The organism is Bradyrhizobium sp. SZCCHNR1015 (genome assembly GCF_032489875.1).
Classification (GTDB): Bacteria; Pseudomonadota; Alphaproteobacteria; order Rhizobiales; family Xanthobacteraceae; genus Bradyrhizobium.
Window position 1 is genome coordinate 19,973 of sequence record NZ_JAUEYW010000026.1, and the last position, 15,863, is coordinate 35,835.

A 15,863-nucleotide genomic window follows, 5' to 3' on the forward strand; every position below is an offset into this window, starting at 1 on the left:
GGCTCTGGCCTGGCGGTGCGCCGTACGACCCGCGGCAGATCGATCCGAATATGTTGCCAGAGTTCAGCGGCGGCACACAAGTGCAGTTTGTTTAAGCCTAAACGATATGGTTATCCCCCGCGGCCGCTGTGCAGCGCACGCGACAGGCGGCGTCCGGGATCGGGCTGAGGGCCCGCCGGATTGACCATGTCCCGGGAATTGCGCACCTGCAGCAACGCGCCGCTTGCTAGAGGGGGGCCGGCGCGGTGATACTGGACATCCCTGCCGAGAGTCCGGGATGGGCGTTCCTTGTGAAGGGGGCCCGGCCCGGGGCTGGCGTCGGGATGGTTCGAACAGCGGAGCGGACATGAAAGTCAATATCGAGATCGATTGCACACCGCTCGAAGCGCGGCAGTTTTTCGGACTTCCCGATGTCGGTCCGATGCAGGCCGCGGTCATGGACCGGCTGCAGAACCAGATGACGAGCAACATCGACAAGCTCACGCCCGAAGCCATCATGCAGAGCTGGTTCACGTTCGATCCTCGCCTGGCCGAACGGTTTCAGGACCTGATGCTGACCATGACAGGCCTCGGCGGCAGCCGTTCGAGCGACAAGAAGTCGGCCTGACGAGGCAAACGGCTGCTCGGATTTCGCTCGCGCGGAACTCCGAGGAGAAGCGGCGTGACGTCACGGCATGGAGCAGGCTCCACGCCGGAGCCGAAGACCGGTCGAAAAAGGCCGGCTGAACAGCTTCAGGGGAGGAGGCATGACCGATCCGTCTTGGATGCCGGCGCTGCAGTTCGCGACGACCAATGGCATTCGCATGGGCTATTACGAGGCGGGCCCCGTCAGCGACAGGCCGCCGATGATCCTCTGTCACGGCTGGCCGGAGCTGGCCTTCTCCTGGCGGCACCAGATCAAGGCGCTGGCCGAGGCTGGCATCCGCGTCATCGCACCCGACCAGCGCGGCTATGGCGCGACCGACCGGCCGGAGCCGGTCGAGGCCTATGACCTCGAGCATCTCACCGCCGACCTCGTCGGCCTGCTCGATCATCTCAACATCGACAAGGCGATCTTCGTCGGACACGACTGGGGCGGCTTCGTCGTCTGGCAGATGCCGCTGCGATACCCCGATCGAGTCGCGGGCGTGGTCGGCATCAACACGCCGCATCTGCCGCGCGCGCCTGCCGATCCCATCGCCATCATGCGCAAGCGGTTCGGCGACATGATGTACATCGTGCAGTTCCAGGATCCCGCACGCGAGCCGGACCGCATCTTCGGCAGCCGCGTCGGGGAGACCTTCGATGCGTTCATGCGCAAGCCGCTGCCGCGCAGCGATGCGCCGCCGACGGAGCCGCCGGCCGGCGGGATCGCAGCGTCGCCGTCGCTCAATCTGGCGTTCCCGCAGATGATCGCGGCCTATGACGCCGCCAAGGACACGCGGCAGCCGATCCTGTCGGAGGCCGAGAAGCAGGTGTTCGTCGACACCTTCACGCGCACCGGCTTCACCGGCGGCATCAACTGGTATCGCAACATGACGCGCAACTGGCAGCGCGCCGAAGGGCTCGACCATACGGTGCGCGTGCCGTCGCTGATGATCATGGCGGAGAACGATGCCGTGCTGCCGCCCTCGGCCACGGACGGCATGGAGAAGCTTGTCCCGGACCTGGAGAAATATCTCGTCCGCGACAGCGGCCACTGGACGCAGCAGGAGCAGCCGGAGGAGGTGAGCGCCAAGCTGATCGAATGGCGGCGGCGGAGGTTTGGGTAGGGGCTTCCGGCGGTTCGTTTGAAGAACGGCTGAGACACAGACTCGCGTCGGGTGAGGCAATAGCGACCCCCAGCAACATGTGTCGTCCCGGACAAGCCTGTCGACGCAACGCGTCGGCAGGCGCCGATCCGGGACCCATAACCACAGGCCCGGATGGCTGAAGCGGGCTGGAGCCACAGCCCGTCGCCATCACCAAAGCCGGTGGTTATGGGTCCCGGCGTTCGCCGGGACGACAGCTCGTTTCCGGGCGGCGGCGGTGACCACCGACTGCCATTCTACGCCGCCTGCGCATTCGCGCCGTGCGCGTGCTCGGCGATGGCGTCGATGATCTGCGGCCACATCGGCCGCGGGGTGGCGTGACCCATGCCGTCGATCATCAGGAGCTTGGCATTCGGAATCGACTCCGCGGTGTCCTTGCCGGCGGTGGGATGAACCAGCGGGTCGACCTTGCCGTGGATCACGAGTGTCGGCGCGGTCACCAGATGCAGCCGCGGCTTGCGGCTGCCGGAGGCCAGGATCGCGCGCAACTGACGTCCGACGCCGGCGGGATTGATGCCGCGCGCGAAGCAGCGTTCGGCGAGCGCCACGTCACTTGCCTCGTCCTCGGGGAAGGAGCCGACGCGCAGCGCCTTCCAGGTCCTCTGGAAGCGCTTGATGTACTCGTCCTTGGTCTTCGGCGGCGGCGCCATCAGCAGCATCGCGACCTCGCGCGTCGGCGGCGGGATGCGCGGATTGCCGGTCGTCGACATGATCGATGTCAGCGAGCGCACGCGATGCGGAAAGGAGATCGCGATCTCCTGCGCGATCATGCCGCCCATCGACGCGCCGACCAGATGCGCCGACTTGATGTCGAGTGCGTCCATCAGGCCGACCGTGTCCTTGGCCATGTCGAGCAGCTTGTAGGGCGCGGCGACGGGAATGTTGAAGAAGCGCAGCTTGAGCAGCTCGAACGGCGTCAGGCGGCGTCCGCCATGCAGCTTGCTCGACTGGCCGATGTCGCGATTGTCGAAGCGGATCACGCGAAAGCCGCAGCTTGCGAGCTGTTCGCAGAACTCATCGTACCAGATGATCATCTGCCCGCCGAGGCCCATGATCAGCACGAGAGGAGGGGCCGCCGGGTCGCCGAAGATCTCGTAGCAGATGTCGATACCGTTGGCGCGCACGGTCTGCGGCGGCTGATGAGCATTTGCAGTCACGATGATCCCTCGTTCAAGGCCAACAGGCCATCTATGGCATGGTTCCGCCGACAGAGAGAAGCGGCCCCATGATCCTCCCGCATCGCAGCGATGACGTGCTATGATAGGTTGTGTTGAGTCTCCGCGTGGCCTGAAGGAGCGTGCCGATGGTGAACAAGTCCGGCGATCCGATCGCATTCTGGCAGCAGATGGTCGGTGAGATGCAGAAGAGCTTCACGGCCTTCACGCGATTGCGCCCGCTGGGCGCGGCCCGCTCATCCTCCGACGATCCTGCAACTGGTTCTGGAAACGGACAGAAGCCCATGGCCGATCTGATGGAAAACTACTTCGCCGGCATGAACGTGCCGAGCCGCGGTCAACTGACTGCGCTCAACGAGCGGCTGGCGTCGATCGAAGGCGAACTGGCGGAGACGCGGGCGCTGTTGAAGGAGCTGCTGGGCGCCGCGAAGATGCCGCTGCCGGCATCGAAACCGCCGGTGGATCTCGCTCCCCAGTTGAATGAGATCAAGAGCTTGCTCGACGCGCTTCTCACCGCATCCAAGGCGCAGCCGGTTGCGCCGGCTCCGGTCGACGTCACGCCTGAGCTGAACGAGATCAAGGCCTTGCTCAACGAGCTTGTTGCCACATCCAAAGCGCCGCTCCCCGGAACGAAGCCTGCCATCGATGTCACGCCCCAGTTGAGCGAGATCAAGGCGCTGCTCGACCAGATTCTGAAGGCGGCGCAGCCGTCCGGTCCTGCCCCGATGGCGTCCATCGAGGCGCAGCTGCGCGAGATCCGGGAGGTGCTCGACAGGGTGATGAAACCGTCGCTGCCGGCGGAACCAGAACCCGCGGCGGTCGAGACCGCGCCGGGAACGGCCGAGCCGGTCCGGCCCGGAAAGTCTCGCAACAAGAAGCATGGGGGCGGCCCTGATCGAGGCTCGCGCCAAGGCAATGATGCGCCGTCGGGCACTTGAGCGGGGACGGCCTTTCCCCCATCCTCCCTGGATGGTGCATTGCAACATTTTTGTTGCGATGCACTATGTGTGCTGGTATAGCTGAGTCACTCCGGTTTCATAAGGGACGGAGCGAGCCATAGCTCAGAAGCATTGAGGATGGAGACAGCCATGACCACCGAGACCAATACCGTGTTCGACACCGTCAAGGATGCCTTTGCGCCGGTGACCGACGCGTTCAAGAACCTGCAGACGATGGAAGTGCCGGAGTCCGCGCGGGAGTTCGTCAAGAAGACCGCCTCGACCGCCAAGGAGCGCGCTGCGGAGGCCCTCGCTGGCTCCGAGAAGGTGACGTCGGCGATCGAAACCGCCGTGTTCGACGGCGTGACCGAGGCCGGCAAGATCAGCCGCAACATCCAGCAGGCGCTGTATCAGGACACCGAAGCGTTCTTCGACGGCCTGGACAAGCTGGCGTCCGCGAAGTCGATCAGCGAAGCCGTTCAGATCCAGGGTGAGCTGGCCCGTGCCCGAGGCGAGGCGCTCGTCGCCCGCGCCAAGTCGACCAGCGAGTATGTCGGCAAGCTCGTCACCGAGGGTGCCAAGCTCGCGCAGGAGAACATGGCCAAGGCCTACAACAAGACCGCCTGATCGCCTCGCGCGTCAGTCGATCCATCTGCAAGGCCCGCTCCATGCGGGCCTTTTCTTTTGCGATCGGGCGAAACCGGCTAAAGCCTGCACCATGCCGCAGCCGCTGTCCCGCATCGTCCATGAGCTCAAGAGCGAGCCGTCGCGCACGGGCTCGCTGATCATCACCGTGTTCGGCGACGCCATCGTGCCGCGCGGCGGCAGCGTCTGGCTCGGCAGTCTGCTGGCCTTCTTCGAAGGGCTCGCGATCGACGGCAGCGTGGTGCGCACCGCGATGTCGCGGCTGACGGCGGAAGGCTGGTTCGAGCGGACGAAGAGCGGCCGCAACAGCTTCTATCGCCTGACCCGGCGCGGCGAGCAGACCTTTGCCGGCGCCACCCGCCACATCTACGATTCGCCGCCGGCGGAATGGAACGGCAGCTTCGAACTGCTGCTCATCGGCAGCGCTGATGACCGCGAGCAGGCGCGGATCGCGCTGCGCGACGCCGGCTTCGGCAGCCCGCTGCCGGGCGTGTTCGTGGCGCCCTCGAGCATCGCCGTGCCGGACGCGGTGGAGGGGGCGGTCCGCCTGCAGGCCTCCGCAGGCTCGGATATGGCGCGGCGGCTGGTCGCCGAGAGCTGGGCACTGGAGCGGACTGCGGAAGCCTATCGCAAGTTCAGCGCCTCCTTTGCGCCGCTCAAGGCCAGCATCGAACGCGGCGAGCCGCTGTCCGACGGCCAGGCCTTCACCGCCCGCATCCTGCTGATCCATCACTACCGCCGCATCGTGCTGCGCGATCCCTTGCTGCCGGCCGAGCTGCTGCCTGGGAACTGGCCGGGACGACAAGCGCGTGTGCTCTGCGGCGACATCTACCGGCTGCTGCTGCCGGGTTCCGAGCGATGGCTCGACGCTCACGCGACCAATGAAGAGGGGCCTTTGCCTGCGGCCGGCGCGACGCTGCTGCGGCGGTTCGCCGATGCTCATGAGGTGGGCTGATATATTACAGAATTCGATTGCACGGATAAAATCTCGTTATATATTGGCGGCAACCAAGTCCTGGGAGGACGCCGCCGCATGTACACGCAGGCGCTCAATTCGCCCGAGGAGGGCAGCTTCGCCGAGGACGCCGGACGCGCCTCGCGCTTTCAGGCGCGCATCGATGCCGAGGAGCGCATCGAGCCGAACGACTGGATGCCGTCGGCCTATCGCAAGACGCTGGTCCGGCAGATTTCCCAGCACGCCCATTCCGAGATCGTCGGCATGCTGCCCGAGGGCAACTGGATCACGCGCGCGCCGAGCCTGCGCCGCAAGGCGGCGTTGCTCGCCAAGGTCCAGGACGAATGCGGCCATGGGCTGTATCTCTACGCCGCGGCCGAGACGCTTGGCGCCTCGCGCGAGGAACTGGTCGACGCGATGCTGGCCGGCAAGGCCAAGTACTCCTCGATCTTCAACTACCCGACCTTGACCTGGGCGGATATCGGCGTGATCGGCTGGCTGGTCGATGGCGCCGCGATCATGAACCAGATCCCGCTGTGCCGCTGCTCCTACGGCCCCTATGCGCGCGCGATGATCCGCGTCTGCAAGGAGGAATCGTTCCACCAGCGCCAGGGCTACGAGATCATGCTCACGCTCTGCCGCGGCACGCCCGAGCAGAAGGCGATGGCGCAGGATGCGTTGAACAGATGGTGGTGGCCGGTGCTGATGATGTTCGGCCCGCCGGATCAGGCCAGCCAGCACAGCGACGCCTCGACGAAGTGGAAGATCAAGCGCTTCTCGAATGACGAGCTGCGCCAGAAGTTCATCGATGCCACCGTGCCGCAGGCGCAATATCTCGGCCTGACGATTCCCGATCCAGCGATGACGCAGGACGAGCAGGGCCACTGGCAGCACGGTCCGATCGACTGGAACGAGTTCAAGCAGGTGCTGGCCGGCAACGGCCCGTGCAACCGCGACCGTATGGCGGCGCGCCGCAAGGCGCATGCCGACGGCGCGTGGGTGCGCGAAGCCGCGGCCGCCTACGCCGAGAAGCGTGCGCAGCGCCGGATGGCGCAGGCCGCCGAATAGACAAGGGAGAGCGAGATGGCGACACCGAACACGCCGTTGTGGGAGGTCTTCATCCGCAGCCGCAACGGGCTCGCGCACAAGCATTGCGGCTCGCTGCATGCGCCGGACGCGACCATGGCGCTGCAGGCCGCGCGCGACCTCTACACCCGGCGCGGCGAGGGCCTGTCGATCTGGGTGGTGCCGTCGAGCGCCATCACCGCGTCCGATCCCGCCGACAAGGGCATGATGTTCGAGCCGGCGGAAACGAAGATCTATCGGCATCCGACCTTTTATGAAGTGCCCGAGGAAGTCGGACATATGTAGGTGCAACTCCTCATGGTGAGGAGGCGCGCAGCGCCGTCTCGAACCATGAGGCCCGATACGGCTCCTGGCCCATCCTCGAGACGCCCGCCTGCGGCGGGCTCCTGGAGGAGGTCAAATGCGTGGCTTCAGAGGCGAAACGTCATGACCGCCCCCTCGATCACTGTCTCCGAAACGCCGCTGGTGCTCTACACCTTGCGCCGCGCCGATGATGCGCTGATCCTCGGTCATCGCCTCTCCGAATGGTGCGGCCACGCGCCCATGCTCGAAGAGGACATGGCGCTGTCCAACATGGCGCTCGACCTGATCGGCCAGGCGCGCGAGCTCTATGGCTACGCGGCAAAGGTCGAGGGCCGCGACAATGACGAGGATAAGCTCGCTTATCTCCGGGACGTCAGGCAGTACCGCAACCTGCTGCTGGTCGAGCGTCCGAATGGCGATTTCGCGCACACGATGGTGCGGCAGCTGTTCTACGCGGCTTTCGCCGATCTGTATTGGCGCGGCATGATGGGCTCGACCGATGCGACGCTCGCCGCCATCGCGGCCAAGTCGGAGAAGGAATCCGCCTATCATCTGCGCCATGCCAGCGAGTGGGTGATCCGGCTCGGGGACGGCACCGACGAGAGCCACGCCCGCGCGCAGGCCGCGATCGACGATCTCTGGGCGTACACCGGCGAGATGTTCAGCGTCGACGACTCCGAGCGCGGACTGATCGATGCCGGCATCGCGATCGACCCGACGATGCTGCTGACGGAATGGCTGTCGATCGTCTCGCATGTCGCGCGCGAGGCGACCCTCGTGCTGCCTGAGAACGACTGGATGCAGCAGGGCGGCCGCGACGGCCGCCACAGCGAGCATCTCGGCCATCTCCTGAGCGAGCTGCAATACATGCAGCGCAGCTTCCCCGGTGCGACGTGGTAGTCGCCGACACCAGTCCTGCCGAACTCCGCCAGCGCGCCTGGGAGGCGGCGGGGTCGGTGGCCGATCCGGAAATCCCGGTGCTGACGATCGACGATCTCGGCGTGCTGCGCGAGGTCGAGGTGGTCGGGGAACGGGTGGAGGTCGCGATCACGCCGACCTATTCCGGCTGCCCGGCGATGAACATGATCGCGCTGGAGATCGAGCTGGCGCTGGAGCGCGCCGGCTTCCGCGAGGCCAGCGTGCGCATTGTGCTGTCGCCGGCCTGGACCACGGACTGGATGAGCGAGGAAGGGCGACGCAAGCTGCGGGAGTACGGCATCGCGCCGCCGCCGCCGTCGAGTGGCCGGCGCGCGCTGTTTGGTGTGGCCGAGGTGGCGTGTCCGCAATGCGGGTCTGATGACACCGAGCAACTCGCCGAGTTCGGCTCGACCTCGTGCAAGGCGTTGTGGCGCTGCAGATCGTGCCGCGAGCCGTTCGATTACTTCAAGTGTCACTGATGCTAAAGCCGTCATCGCGAGCGCAGCGACGCGATCCAGGGCCACGCCCGGAGCCCTGGATTGCTTCGTCGCTTCGCTCCTCGCAATGACGTGAGGATGGGTTCGATGTCGACAACGCCGCGCTTTCACCGTCTCGCCATCCGTGACCTGCGCCGGGAGGCACCGGATGCGGTGTCGCTGACGTTTGCCATTCCAAACGAACTCGCGGACGACTATCGCTTCGCGCCCGGACAGTATCTCACGCTGAAGACGACGCTCGGCGGCGAGGAAGTCCGGCGCTCTTATTCGATCTGCTCCGGCCCCGATGACAACGAGATCCGCATCGCCGTGAAGCGCGTCGATGGCGGCGCGTTCTCGAGCTTCGTCACCGACGAATTGAAGCGCGGCGACGAGATCGACGTGATGACGCCGACCGGACGTTTTGGCGTGGCGCTGGATCCTGCGGCGGCGCGCACCCATGTCGGATTTGCCGCTGGCTCGGGCATCACGCCGATCCTGTCGATCGTGAAGGCCGTGCTGGCGCGCGAGCCGGACAGCCGCTTCTTCCTGTTCTACGGCAACCGCACGACCGCCGGCATGCTGTTCCGCGAGCAACTGGAGGAGCTGAAGGATCGCTTCCTCGACCGCTTCTCGGTGTTCCACGTCATCTCCGGCGAGGAGCAGGATCTTCCGATCCTGCACGGTCGTCTTGACAGCGAAAAGGTGCGTATGCTCTTGCGCTCGCTGGTGCCGGCGGAGACGGTCGACCACGTTTTCATCTGCGGTCCGACCGGGATGAGCGAGGACATCGAGGCTGCCTGCCACATCCTCGGCATTGCCGACGAGCGCATCCACGTCGAGCGCTTCGTCTCCGGTGCGGGCGGCAAGCCGCGGCCGAGAGCTGTCGTGCCCGATACGGCGCCGCCCAAGGCGGTCGCCGCCCTGATCATCGACGGCAAGCGCCGCGAGGTCCCGGTCGCCGACGGCGAGGCCATCCTCGACGCCGCACTCCGCGCCGGCGTCGACCTGCCATTCGCCTGCAAGGGCGGCATGTGCTCCACCTGCCGCGCCAAGCTGGTCGAAGGCAAGGCCGAGATGGAGCTGAACTACTCGCTGGAGCCGTGGGAGCTCAAGGCCGGATTCGTGCTGACGTGCCAGGCCAAGCCGGTGACGGAGCGGGTGGTGGTGGATTACGATCATATGTGAGATGGCGATGTATGGAGCGGGACTCGTCGTTCGAGATGCGCCTTCGGCGCTCCTCACCATGAGGGGTGACAGCGCGGCGCACTCCCCAACTACCCCACCGGCCGCTTGTCCTTGATCCGTTTCGCCTTGCCGGCCGAGCGCTCCAGCGTGTCTGGTGCCACCACCTTCACCTTGGCGGTCAGGCCGATGGTGTTCTTGATGTGGATCGAGATCCGCTCGGCGTGCGCGCCGAGGCCGGTCTCGTCCCAGTGCTCCGGGCGCGACTCCGCGTAGATCGTCAGCTCGTCCATGCGGCCTTCGCGGGTCAGCTCCAGCATGAAATGGCCGCCGCACCATTCGGTCGACAGCAGGATCTCCTCGATCTGTGACGGGAACAGATTCACGCCGCGCAGGATGATCATGTCGTCGGAACGGCCCGTGACCTTCTCCATGCGGCGCATGCCCGGCCGCGCGGTGCCCGGCAGCAGCCGCGTCAGATCGCGGGTGCGATAGCGGATGACGGGAAAGGCCTCCTTGGTCAACGAGGTGAACACCAGCTCGCCGATCTCGCCGTCGGGCAGCACCTTGCCGGTGTCGGGATCGACGATCTCCGGATAGAAATGATCCTCCCAGATGTGCAGCCCGTCCTTGGTCTCCAGGCATTCCTGCGCCACACCCGGACCGATCACCTCGGACAGGCCGTAGATGTCGGTGGCGTCCATCGCGAACGCATCCTCGATCTCGGCGCGCATCGCATTGGTCCATGGCTCGGCGCCGAAGATGCCGATCTTGAGCGAGCTCTGCCGCGGGTCGAGCCCCTGGCGCTTGAACTCGTCGAGGATGGCCAGCATGTAGCTCGGCGTCACCGTGATGATGTCGGGCCTGAAATCATTGATCAACTGCACCTGCCGCTCGGTCATGCCGCCGGAGATCGGCACCACCGTGCAGCCGAGCTGCTCGGCGCCGTAATGGACGCCGAGACCGCCGGTGAACAGGCCGTAACCATAGGCATTGTGGATGATCATGCCGCTGCGGCCGCCGGCAGCGCGGATCGAGCGCGCCATGACGGTGGACCAGGTCGCGATATCGTTGCGGGTATAGCCGACCACGATCGGCTTGCCCGTCGTGCCCGACGAGGCATGCACCCGCACCAGTTGCTCGCGCGGCACTGCGAACATGTTGAACGGGTAATTGTCGCGCAGGTCCGTCTTGACCGTGAACGGAAACTTGGCCAGGTCGGCAAGCTCGCGGAAGTCGGAGGGATGCACGCCAGCCTTGTCGAAGGCGCGACGGTAATGGGCGACGTTGTCATAGGCGTGCGTCAGCGAACAGGCGAGGCGCTTGGTCTGCAGCGCCATGATTTGGTCGCGCGAGGCGCGCTCGGTGCCGTCCATCTCGGGTACGTAGCTGCCGGCCGGTTGAGGTTTGCTCGATGTCATCGTGTCAGTCCTCCGGCAGAGCCGTGGGGGTCGGCACCAGCGTGCCGCCGATGCTGCGGGAATGGCCGCGAAACTCCGCGATCACGGTGTCTTCGGCGCTGACGCGGACGTCGTAGATGCCGGAGCGCCCGCTGCGCGACACCTCGCTGGCGCGGGCGGTCAGCACATCGCCGAGCTTGCCCGGCCGGATGAAGCTGATACTGCCCTGGGCCGCCACGGTGCGGTCATTGTGGGAGTTGCAGGCGAACGCGAACGCGGAATCGGCCAGCGTGAAGATGAAGCCGCCATGGGCGATGCCGTGGCCGTTGACCATGTGCGGCTGGATGGTCATGCGCAGCGTCGCGCAGCCTGGGCCGATTTCGATGATCTGCATGCCCAGGCCCTGGCTGGCGCGATCGTCCTGCCACATGGCATCGGCGCAAGCGCGGGCGAGCGCGTCGGGGGAGAGCGGGGCCGCGCCACTCACCGGCGAGCCCCCGGCGGCGAACAGGCCAAGATCGGCGCATGAGGATGCGCTGGTGACACCACGGCATTCTCTCCCGTTGATGCTTGTTGGAACAAGCATTCTGAACTAGTTAAGCTCGATATCGTGGCGAATAATCCGCGCGCGTCAAGCGAAAGCGGTGCTTGCGCAGCCCGCGTGCCGCCGCCTCTTTTCCGCAACCAGAAGGACTCCTGCGCGTGCCGGAAGCTGCTGATGTCGCCGTCGTAACCGGTCTCGGTATCGGCCTGGTCTATGGCGTGGTGGGGCTGCTCAGCGGCTTCTGCATGATGAGCAGCCTGCGCGGCTGGTGGGCCGACGGCGACAGCCGCCTGGTGCGAAGTTACGCCCTGGCGATGGGCATCGCCATCATCGCCACACAGCTGCTCGCGGCCAACGGCGCCGTCGATCTCGGCAAGTCGATCTATCTGCAGCCGACCTTCTCGGTGCCGCTGATGTTCGCCGGCGGTGTCCTGTTCGGCTACGGCATGGTGCTCGCCAATGGCTGCGGCTCGCGCGCGCTGGTGCTGCTCGGCCGCGGCAATCTGCGCTCCTTCGTTGTCGTGACGGTGCTGGCGATCGCCGCCGAGATGACCTTGAAGGGCCTGATCGCGCCGCTGCGCATCGCGCTGATGCAGGGCTCGCAGACCACGGCGACCGCGACGTCGCTGCCGGCCGTGCTCTCGGTCGGTGGCCTGCATGGTGCCGCGGCGCGGCTGCTGCCGGCGCTCGCGCTCGGCGGCGCGCTGATCGTCTTCGCCTTTGCGCATGCGCCCTTCCGGCGCGCGCCCGGCCAGATGCTCGCGGGCCTCATCGTCGGCCTGCTGATCGCAGGCGGCTGGTTCGCGACCGGCTATCTCGGCGCGGACGATTTCAACCCCGTGCCGGTGGCGTCCCTGACCTTCGTCGCGCCGATCGCCGATGCCCTGCAATACATCATGCTGTCGACCGGCTCGACCGCGAATTTCGGCATCGCCACCGTGGCCGGGGTGCTCGCCGGCAGCCTCGTTACCGCCGTGGCGACGCGCCGCTTCAAGCTCGAGGGCTTTCATTCGCCGCAGCATATGCTGCGCTCGGCGGGCGGCGCCGCGCTGATGGGCATCGGCGGCGTGATGGCGCTGGGCTGCTCGGTCGGGCAGGGGCTCACGGGACTGTCGACCCTGGCGCTGCCCTCGTTCGTCGCCATCGCCGGCATCTTCATCGGCACGGCGGCCGGCCTGCGCGGAGCGTTGCGCGTCAGGCCGCTGAAGATCGAGCCGCAGGCGGCGCGTTGATCACTCCGCCGCGCGCGTGACGATGCGGATCTCCGACGTCAGCGTCCGGTGCACCGGGCATTTGTCGGCGATCTCCATCAGCTTCCTGCGCTGCTCCTCATCGAGCGCGCCGTCGAGGTGGATCTCGCGGTCGAGCTGATCGATCAGCCCGACCTTGGTCTCGCATTCCGCGCAATCTTCCGCATGGATCTTGCTGTGGCGCAGGGTGACCGTGATGCGGTCGAGCGGCAGGGATTTGCGGTCGGCATAGAGCCGCATCGTCATCGAGGTGCAGGCGCCGAGCGCCGCGAGCAGCAGGTCGTAGGGGCCCGGGCCCGTGTCCTGGCCGCCGACGGAGAGCGGCTCGTCGGCGGTGAGATGATGCGGGCCGAGCGCGATGGCCTGCTGCAGCTTGCTCGACCTGGTCTCGCGCACGACCACGTCGCGCGGGCCATCCGCGGGCGCCGGCTCGGCGGCCTCCGGCGCGACGTAGCGGCCGGCCCAGCTCGCGATCACCTCGGCGATGTAGGCGGCGTCCTCCTTCCCGCTGATGAGATGATCGGCGTGATCGAGCGAGATGAAGCTCTTGGGATGCCTGGCGGCGACGAAGATCTTCGTTGCGTTGTCGATACCGACGGTGTCGTCGAGGGGCGAGTGCATCACCAGCAGCGCCTTGTGCAGATGCTTGATCTTGTCGAGCAGGCGCTGCTCGGCGATGTCGTCGAGGAAGGAGCTGCTGATCCGGAACGGGCGCCCCGCGAGCGAGACCTCGGCCGAGCCGTCGCGGCGGATCGCCTCGAGTCGGTCCTTGAACAGCGCCGTCACATGGGCCGGATCCGACGGCGCCGCGATCGTCACCACCGCCTTCGCATCGGGGATGTCGCCGGCCGCGGCCAGCACGGCGGCGCCGCCGAGGCTGTGGCCGATCAGGATGGCCGGCGCCTGCCGCGTTTCACGCAGATGATTGGCGGCGCGGACGAGGTCGGCGACGTTGGAGGAGAACGTCGTGTTGGCGAAGTCGCCTTCGCTGGAGCCGAGGCCGGTGAAGTCGAACCGCAGCACGGCGATGCCATGCGCCGTCAGCGCCATGGCGATGCGCCGCGCGGCGTGGGTGTCCTTGCCGCAGGAGAAGCAATGCGCGAGCAGCGCGTAAGCGCGCGGCGCGCCGCCGGGCAGCTCGAGCGCGGCAGAAAGCTTGTCGCCGCTGGCGCCTTCAAACTGGAAACGTTCGGTCGGCATTATGTGGTCCCCATCCGTTGCGTCTTCACGGCCGCGCGCGGCGATGACATCGCATGGTCTCACATCGAGATATAACAGACATCGCCGTACACGCAGATATGATGGGGCATTCTCGCGGCCTGCAAGGCCCGAGCTTTGCGGATCGTCGCCCTCTTGAAGCGAGAGGGCGCAGGGAAGGTCGGGAGCCTGCCGCCCCCATGGCCCGCCTGCGGAAAAAATGCAGGCGGCAGAACCACAGGTTCGGCTGAGGACATCCCGGCCTTCCCTGCGCAATGGTTGGAACGGCTTATACGCGCTCTCTCCGGGGAACGGCTGTCTTGCCCCCGTCATCGCGATGCGCGTCAACCGCACCACGACTTGACGCCAGCACCGCGGCGCCGAGACCACACGATTTCACCGTGCGCACCGGATCGTTCGTCCGCATGGACAACCATGCTGCGACCCGTTGCGCCCACCGCATCCCGCGCTCCACGTCCGTGACGATCGCGATACGCCCCTCTGCAACGAGGCGGGACGGTGGGAGTAAATCACGATTTTCAGAAATTGGCAAGGGGAATGTTTTGGGATGCGAGCTTTGGCAATAGCGGCAATACCGCCCGGGTGCCAAGGCTATCCGCGAGCGGAGTTTTGCGCTCACCTGTCTCCTCATCGTCATGGCCGGGCTTGTCCCGGCCATGACGGAGTAACTAACTAGCCAGCTCGCGCGTTGCGACGTTGGGCTGTTGCCAGCCTAGATCCGCGATCAATCTCACCAGCCCCGCCACGATCACTCGCGCTGAGGCAGCAGCTCGATCACCTGCTCACCGTTCCGGATCGCTGTCGGCAGGTCCTGCGCGACGAGATCGGCAATCCATCGGACCAGCTCGGGAAGAGCTTCGTCCTTCGCCTGCCGGCGGAGTGGGGGCAAGTCGCGCTCGTGCGCTGTGCCCACTTTGATGTTGAGACGCTCATATGGAATGTCGCCGTCCGGCGGCCGATATCGCGCATCGAACAGACGCCGGCCGTGGCTGCGAACGAGGTGGATGCGAATGCCGCCGAGATCTCGTGCGGTCAGCGCGGCCAGGATGACGCTCGGCTTGAGAAGGTACCCATAGCCCTTGGGTATTTTGCCGGTTTCTGAGGTGAACTCCATGTTGTGTCTCTGGCACGTTAGGATATCGCGGTGGCCGCGCTTCGGTGCGGAAGCGATAACATGTAGTCCGTAGGGTGGGCAAAGCGAAGCGTGCCCACCATTCTTTTCTTTTTTGCGGGGCGACGGTGGGCACGACGCTTCGCGTCTTTGCCCACCCTACGGCTCCGTTGGCCTGGCTTGAGCGGAGCCCGATCACTCCGAATAGCGCTGCTCGGCCCAGGGATCACCGCGGTTGTGATAGCCGCGCACCTCCCAATAGCCGGGTTTGTCGGAGTCGAGAAACTCGATCGCCTTCAGCCACTTTGCGCTCTTCCAGAAATACAGATGCGGCACCACGACCCGCACCGGGCCGCCGTGCTCCCTGGTGAGCGGCGCGCCGGACCAGCTGTGCGCGAGCAGCGCATCCTCGGCGGCGAAATCCTCCAGCGTCAGATTGGTCGTGTAGCCGTCGTAGGAATGCAGCACGACGAAATCAGCGCCGTCGCGCGGCCGGCAGGCGGCAAGCAGGTCGCGCGTCGCAAGCCCTTCCCATTGATTGTCGTAACGCGACCAGGTCGTCACGCAGTGAATGTCGGATGTGAACTGGCGCTGCTCCTGGGCGCGGAAGGCAGTCCAGTCCCAGAACAGGGGATTTTCCACCGCGCCGTAGACGTCGAGCCGCCAGCGCTCCGATGTGACCGACGGCGTCAGGCCGAGATCGAGCACCGGCCAGTCGCGGGTCAGGTGCTGGCCCGGCGGCAGGCGCTGGTCGTCGGGCCGCACGATGCGGCCGGTCAGGAACTTGCCTTCGCGCGCCCAGCGCTCCTTGGCTCGGCTCAGCTTGCTCTCGGGCGGCAGCCCGGACTCGTCAGCCATCGGCACCCCTC

General features: G+C 66.2%; 17 protein-coding genes. 11 read left to right on the top strand and 6 right to left on the bottom strand.

Annotated elements, in window-relative coordinates; all coding sequences use genetic code 11:
- Positions 1-346: 346 nt before the first annotated feature.
- Both QX128_RS31570 and QX128_RS31575 read left to right on the top strand, forming a co-directional pair.
- Complete coding sequence (locus tag QX128_RS31570) at positions 347-607, top strand: DUF6489 family protein (RefSeq protein ID WP_315801359.1); 261 nt, start codon at positions 347-349, stop codon at positions 605-607.
- 139 nt (positions 608-746) lie between these two features.
- Positions 747-1,751 carry an alpha/beta hydrolase gene (locus QX128_RS31575; protein ID WP_316218873.1) on the top strand — a complete coding sequence of 335 codons (1,005 nt, stop codon included), beginning with the start codon at positions 747-749 and terminating at the stop codon, positions 1,749-1,751.
- A 275-nt stretch (positions 1,752-2,026) separates the two neighbouring features.
- Here the strand turns inward: QX128_RS31575 and QX128_RS31580 are convergent, their stop codons facing one another.
- Positions 2,027-2,947 (bottom strand): alpha/beta hydrolase, encoded by a 921-nt coding sequence (locus tag QX128_RS31580; RefSeq protein WP_315801357.1) that lies wholly within the window; start codon positions 2,945-2,947, stop codon positions 2,027-2,029.
- A 146-nt stretch (positions 2,948-3,093) separates the two neighbouring features.
- Between QX128_RS31580 and QX128_RS31585 the strand changes: the two genes are divergently transcribed.
- The 8 genes from QX128_RS31585 to paaE all read left to right on the top strand — a co-directional run bounded on the left by QX128_RS31585 (position 3,094) and on the right by paaE (position 9,474).
- Positions 3,094-3,903 (top strand): hypothetical protein, encoded by an 810-nt coding sequence (locus tag QX128_RS31585; protein WP_316239502.1) that lies wholly within the window; start codon positions 3,094-3,096, stop codon positions 3,901-3,903.
- 150 nt (positions 3,904-4,053) lie between these two features.
- Positions 4,054-4,530: a phasin gene (locus QX128_RS31590; RefSeq protein ID WP_315801355.1), complete on the top strand. Its 477-nt coding sequence runs from the start codon at positions 4,054-4,056 to the stop codon at positions 4,528-4,530.
- Positions 4,531-4,621: 91 nt separating this feature from the next.
- Positions 4,622-5,503, top strand: coding sequence for a phenylacetic acid degradation operon negative regulatory protein PaaX (paaX, locus tag QX128_RS31595; RefSeq protein WP_315801354.1), 882 nt, complete (start codon positions 4,622-4,624; stop codon positions 5,501-5,503).
- A 78-nt stretch (positions 5,504-5,581) separates the two neighbouring features.
- Positions 5,582-6,571: a 1,2-phenylacetyl-CoA epoxidase subunit PaaA gene (gene paaA / locus QX128_RS31600; RefSeq protein ID WP_316183426.1), complete on the top strand. Its 990-nt coding sequence runs from the start codon at positions 5,582-5,584 to the stop codon at positions 6,569-6,571.
- A gap of 15 nt (positions 6,572-6,586) precedes the next feature.
- Entirely contained in the window at positions 6,587-6,874 is a 288-nt protein-coding gene (gene paaB / locus QX128_RS31605; RefSeq protein ID WP_006613353.1) for a 1,2-phenylacetyl-CoA epoxidase subunit PaaB, read from the top strand.
- 141 nt (positions 6,875-7,015) lie between these two features.
- Positions 7,016-7,792, top strand: coding sequence for a 1,2-phenylacetyl-CoA epoxidase subunit PaaC (gene paaC / locus QX128_RS31610; protein WP_316239503.1), 777 nt, complete (start codon positions 7,016-7,018; stop codon positions 7,790-7,792).
- Positions 7,786-8,289, top strand: coding sequence for a 1,2-phenylacetyl-CoA epoxidase subunit PaaD (gene paaD, locus QX128_RS31615; RefSeq protein ID WP_316239504.1), 504 nt, complete (start codon positions 7,786-7,788; stop codon positions 8,287-8,289). The genes paaC and paaD overlap by 7 nt, the downstream gene beginning before the upstream one ends.
- A gap of 105 nt (positions 8,290-8,394) precedes the next feature.
- Entirely contained in the window at positions 8,395-9,474 is a 1,080-nt protein-coding gene (gene paaE, locus QX128_RS31620) for a 1,2-phenylacetyl-CoA epoxidase subunit PaaE (protein ID WP_316218866.1), read from the top strand.
- Between the two features lie 89 nt (positions 9,475-9,563).
- Here paaE and paaK read toward each other — a convergent pair whose 3' ends face one another.
- A complete protein-coding gene (paaK, locus tag QX128_RS31625; RefSeq protein WP_316239505.1) occupies positions 9,564-10,892 on the bottom strand; it encodes a phenylacetate--CoA ligase PaaK in 1,329 nt (442 codons plus the stop codon).
- Between the two features lie 4 nt (positions 10,893-10,896).
- Positions 10,897-11,358 (bottom strand): hydroxyphenylacetyl-CoA thioesterase PaaI, encoded by a 462-nt coding sequence (gene paaI / locus QX128_RS31630; RefSeq protein WP_316239506.1) that lies wholly within the window; start codon positions 11,356-11,358, stop codon positions 10,897-10,899.
- Positions 11,359-11,573: 215 nt separating this feature from the next.
- On the opposite strand from paaI, the gene QX128_RS31635 reads away from it, so the two are divergent.
- Positions 11,574-12,647, top strand: a complete 1,074-nt coding sequence (locus QX128_RS31635) for a YeeE/YedE family protein (RefSeq protein WP_316239507.1) — start codon at positions 11,574-11,576, stop codon at positions 12,645-12,647.
- Here the strand turns inward: QX128_RS31635 and QX128_RS31640 are convergent, their stop codons facing one another.
- The 3 genes from QX128_RS31640 to QX128_RS31650 form a co-directional block, all read right to left on the bottom strand.
- The gene (locus tag QX128_RS31640) at positions 12,648-13,865 is read right to left on the bottom strand and encodes a bifunctional alpha/beta hydrolase/OsmC family protein (RefSeq protein ID WP_316239508.1); all 1,218 of its coding nucleotides are present in this window, start codon (positions 13,863-13,865) and stop codon (positions 12,648-12,650) included. It abuts the gene before it with no gap.
- Between the two features lie 766 nt (positions 13,866-14,631).
- On the bottom strand, positions 14,632-14,997 hold the full coding sequence (locus QX128_RS31645) for a hypothetical protein (RefSeq protein ID WP_315801345.1): 366 nt from the start codon (positions 14,995-14,997) through the stop codon (positions 14,632-14,634).
- A 192-nt stretch (positions 14,998-15,189) separates the two neighbouring features.
- On the bottom strand, positions 15,190-15,852 hold the full coding sequence (locus QX128_RS31650) for a sulfite oxidase-like oxidoreductase (protein ID WP_316239509.1): 663 nt from the start codon (positions 15,850-15,852) through the stop codon (positions 15,190-15,192).
- Between the last annotated feature and the right edge of the window lie 11 nt (positions 15,853-15,863).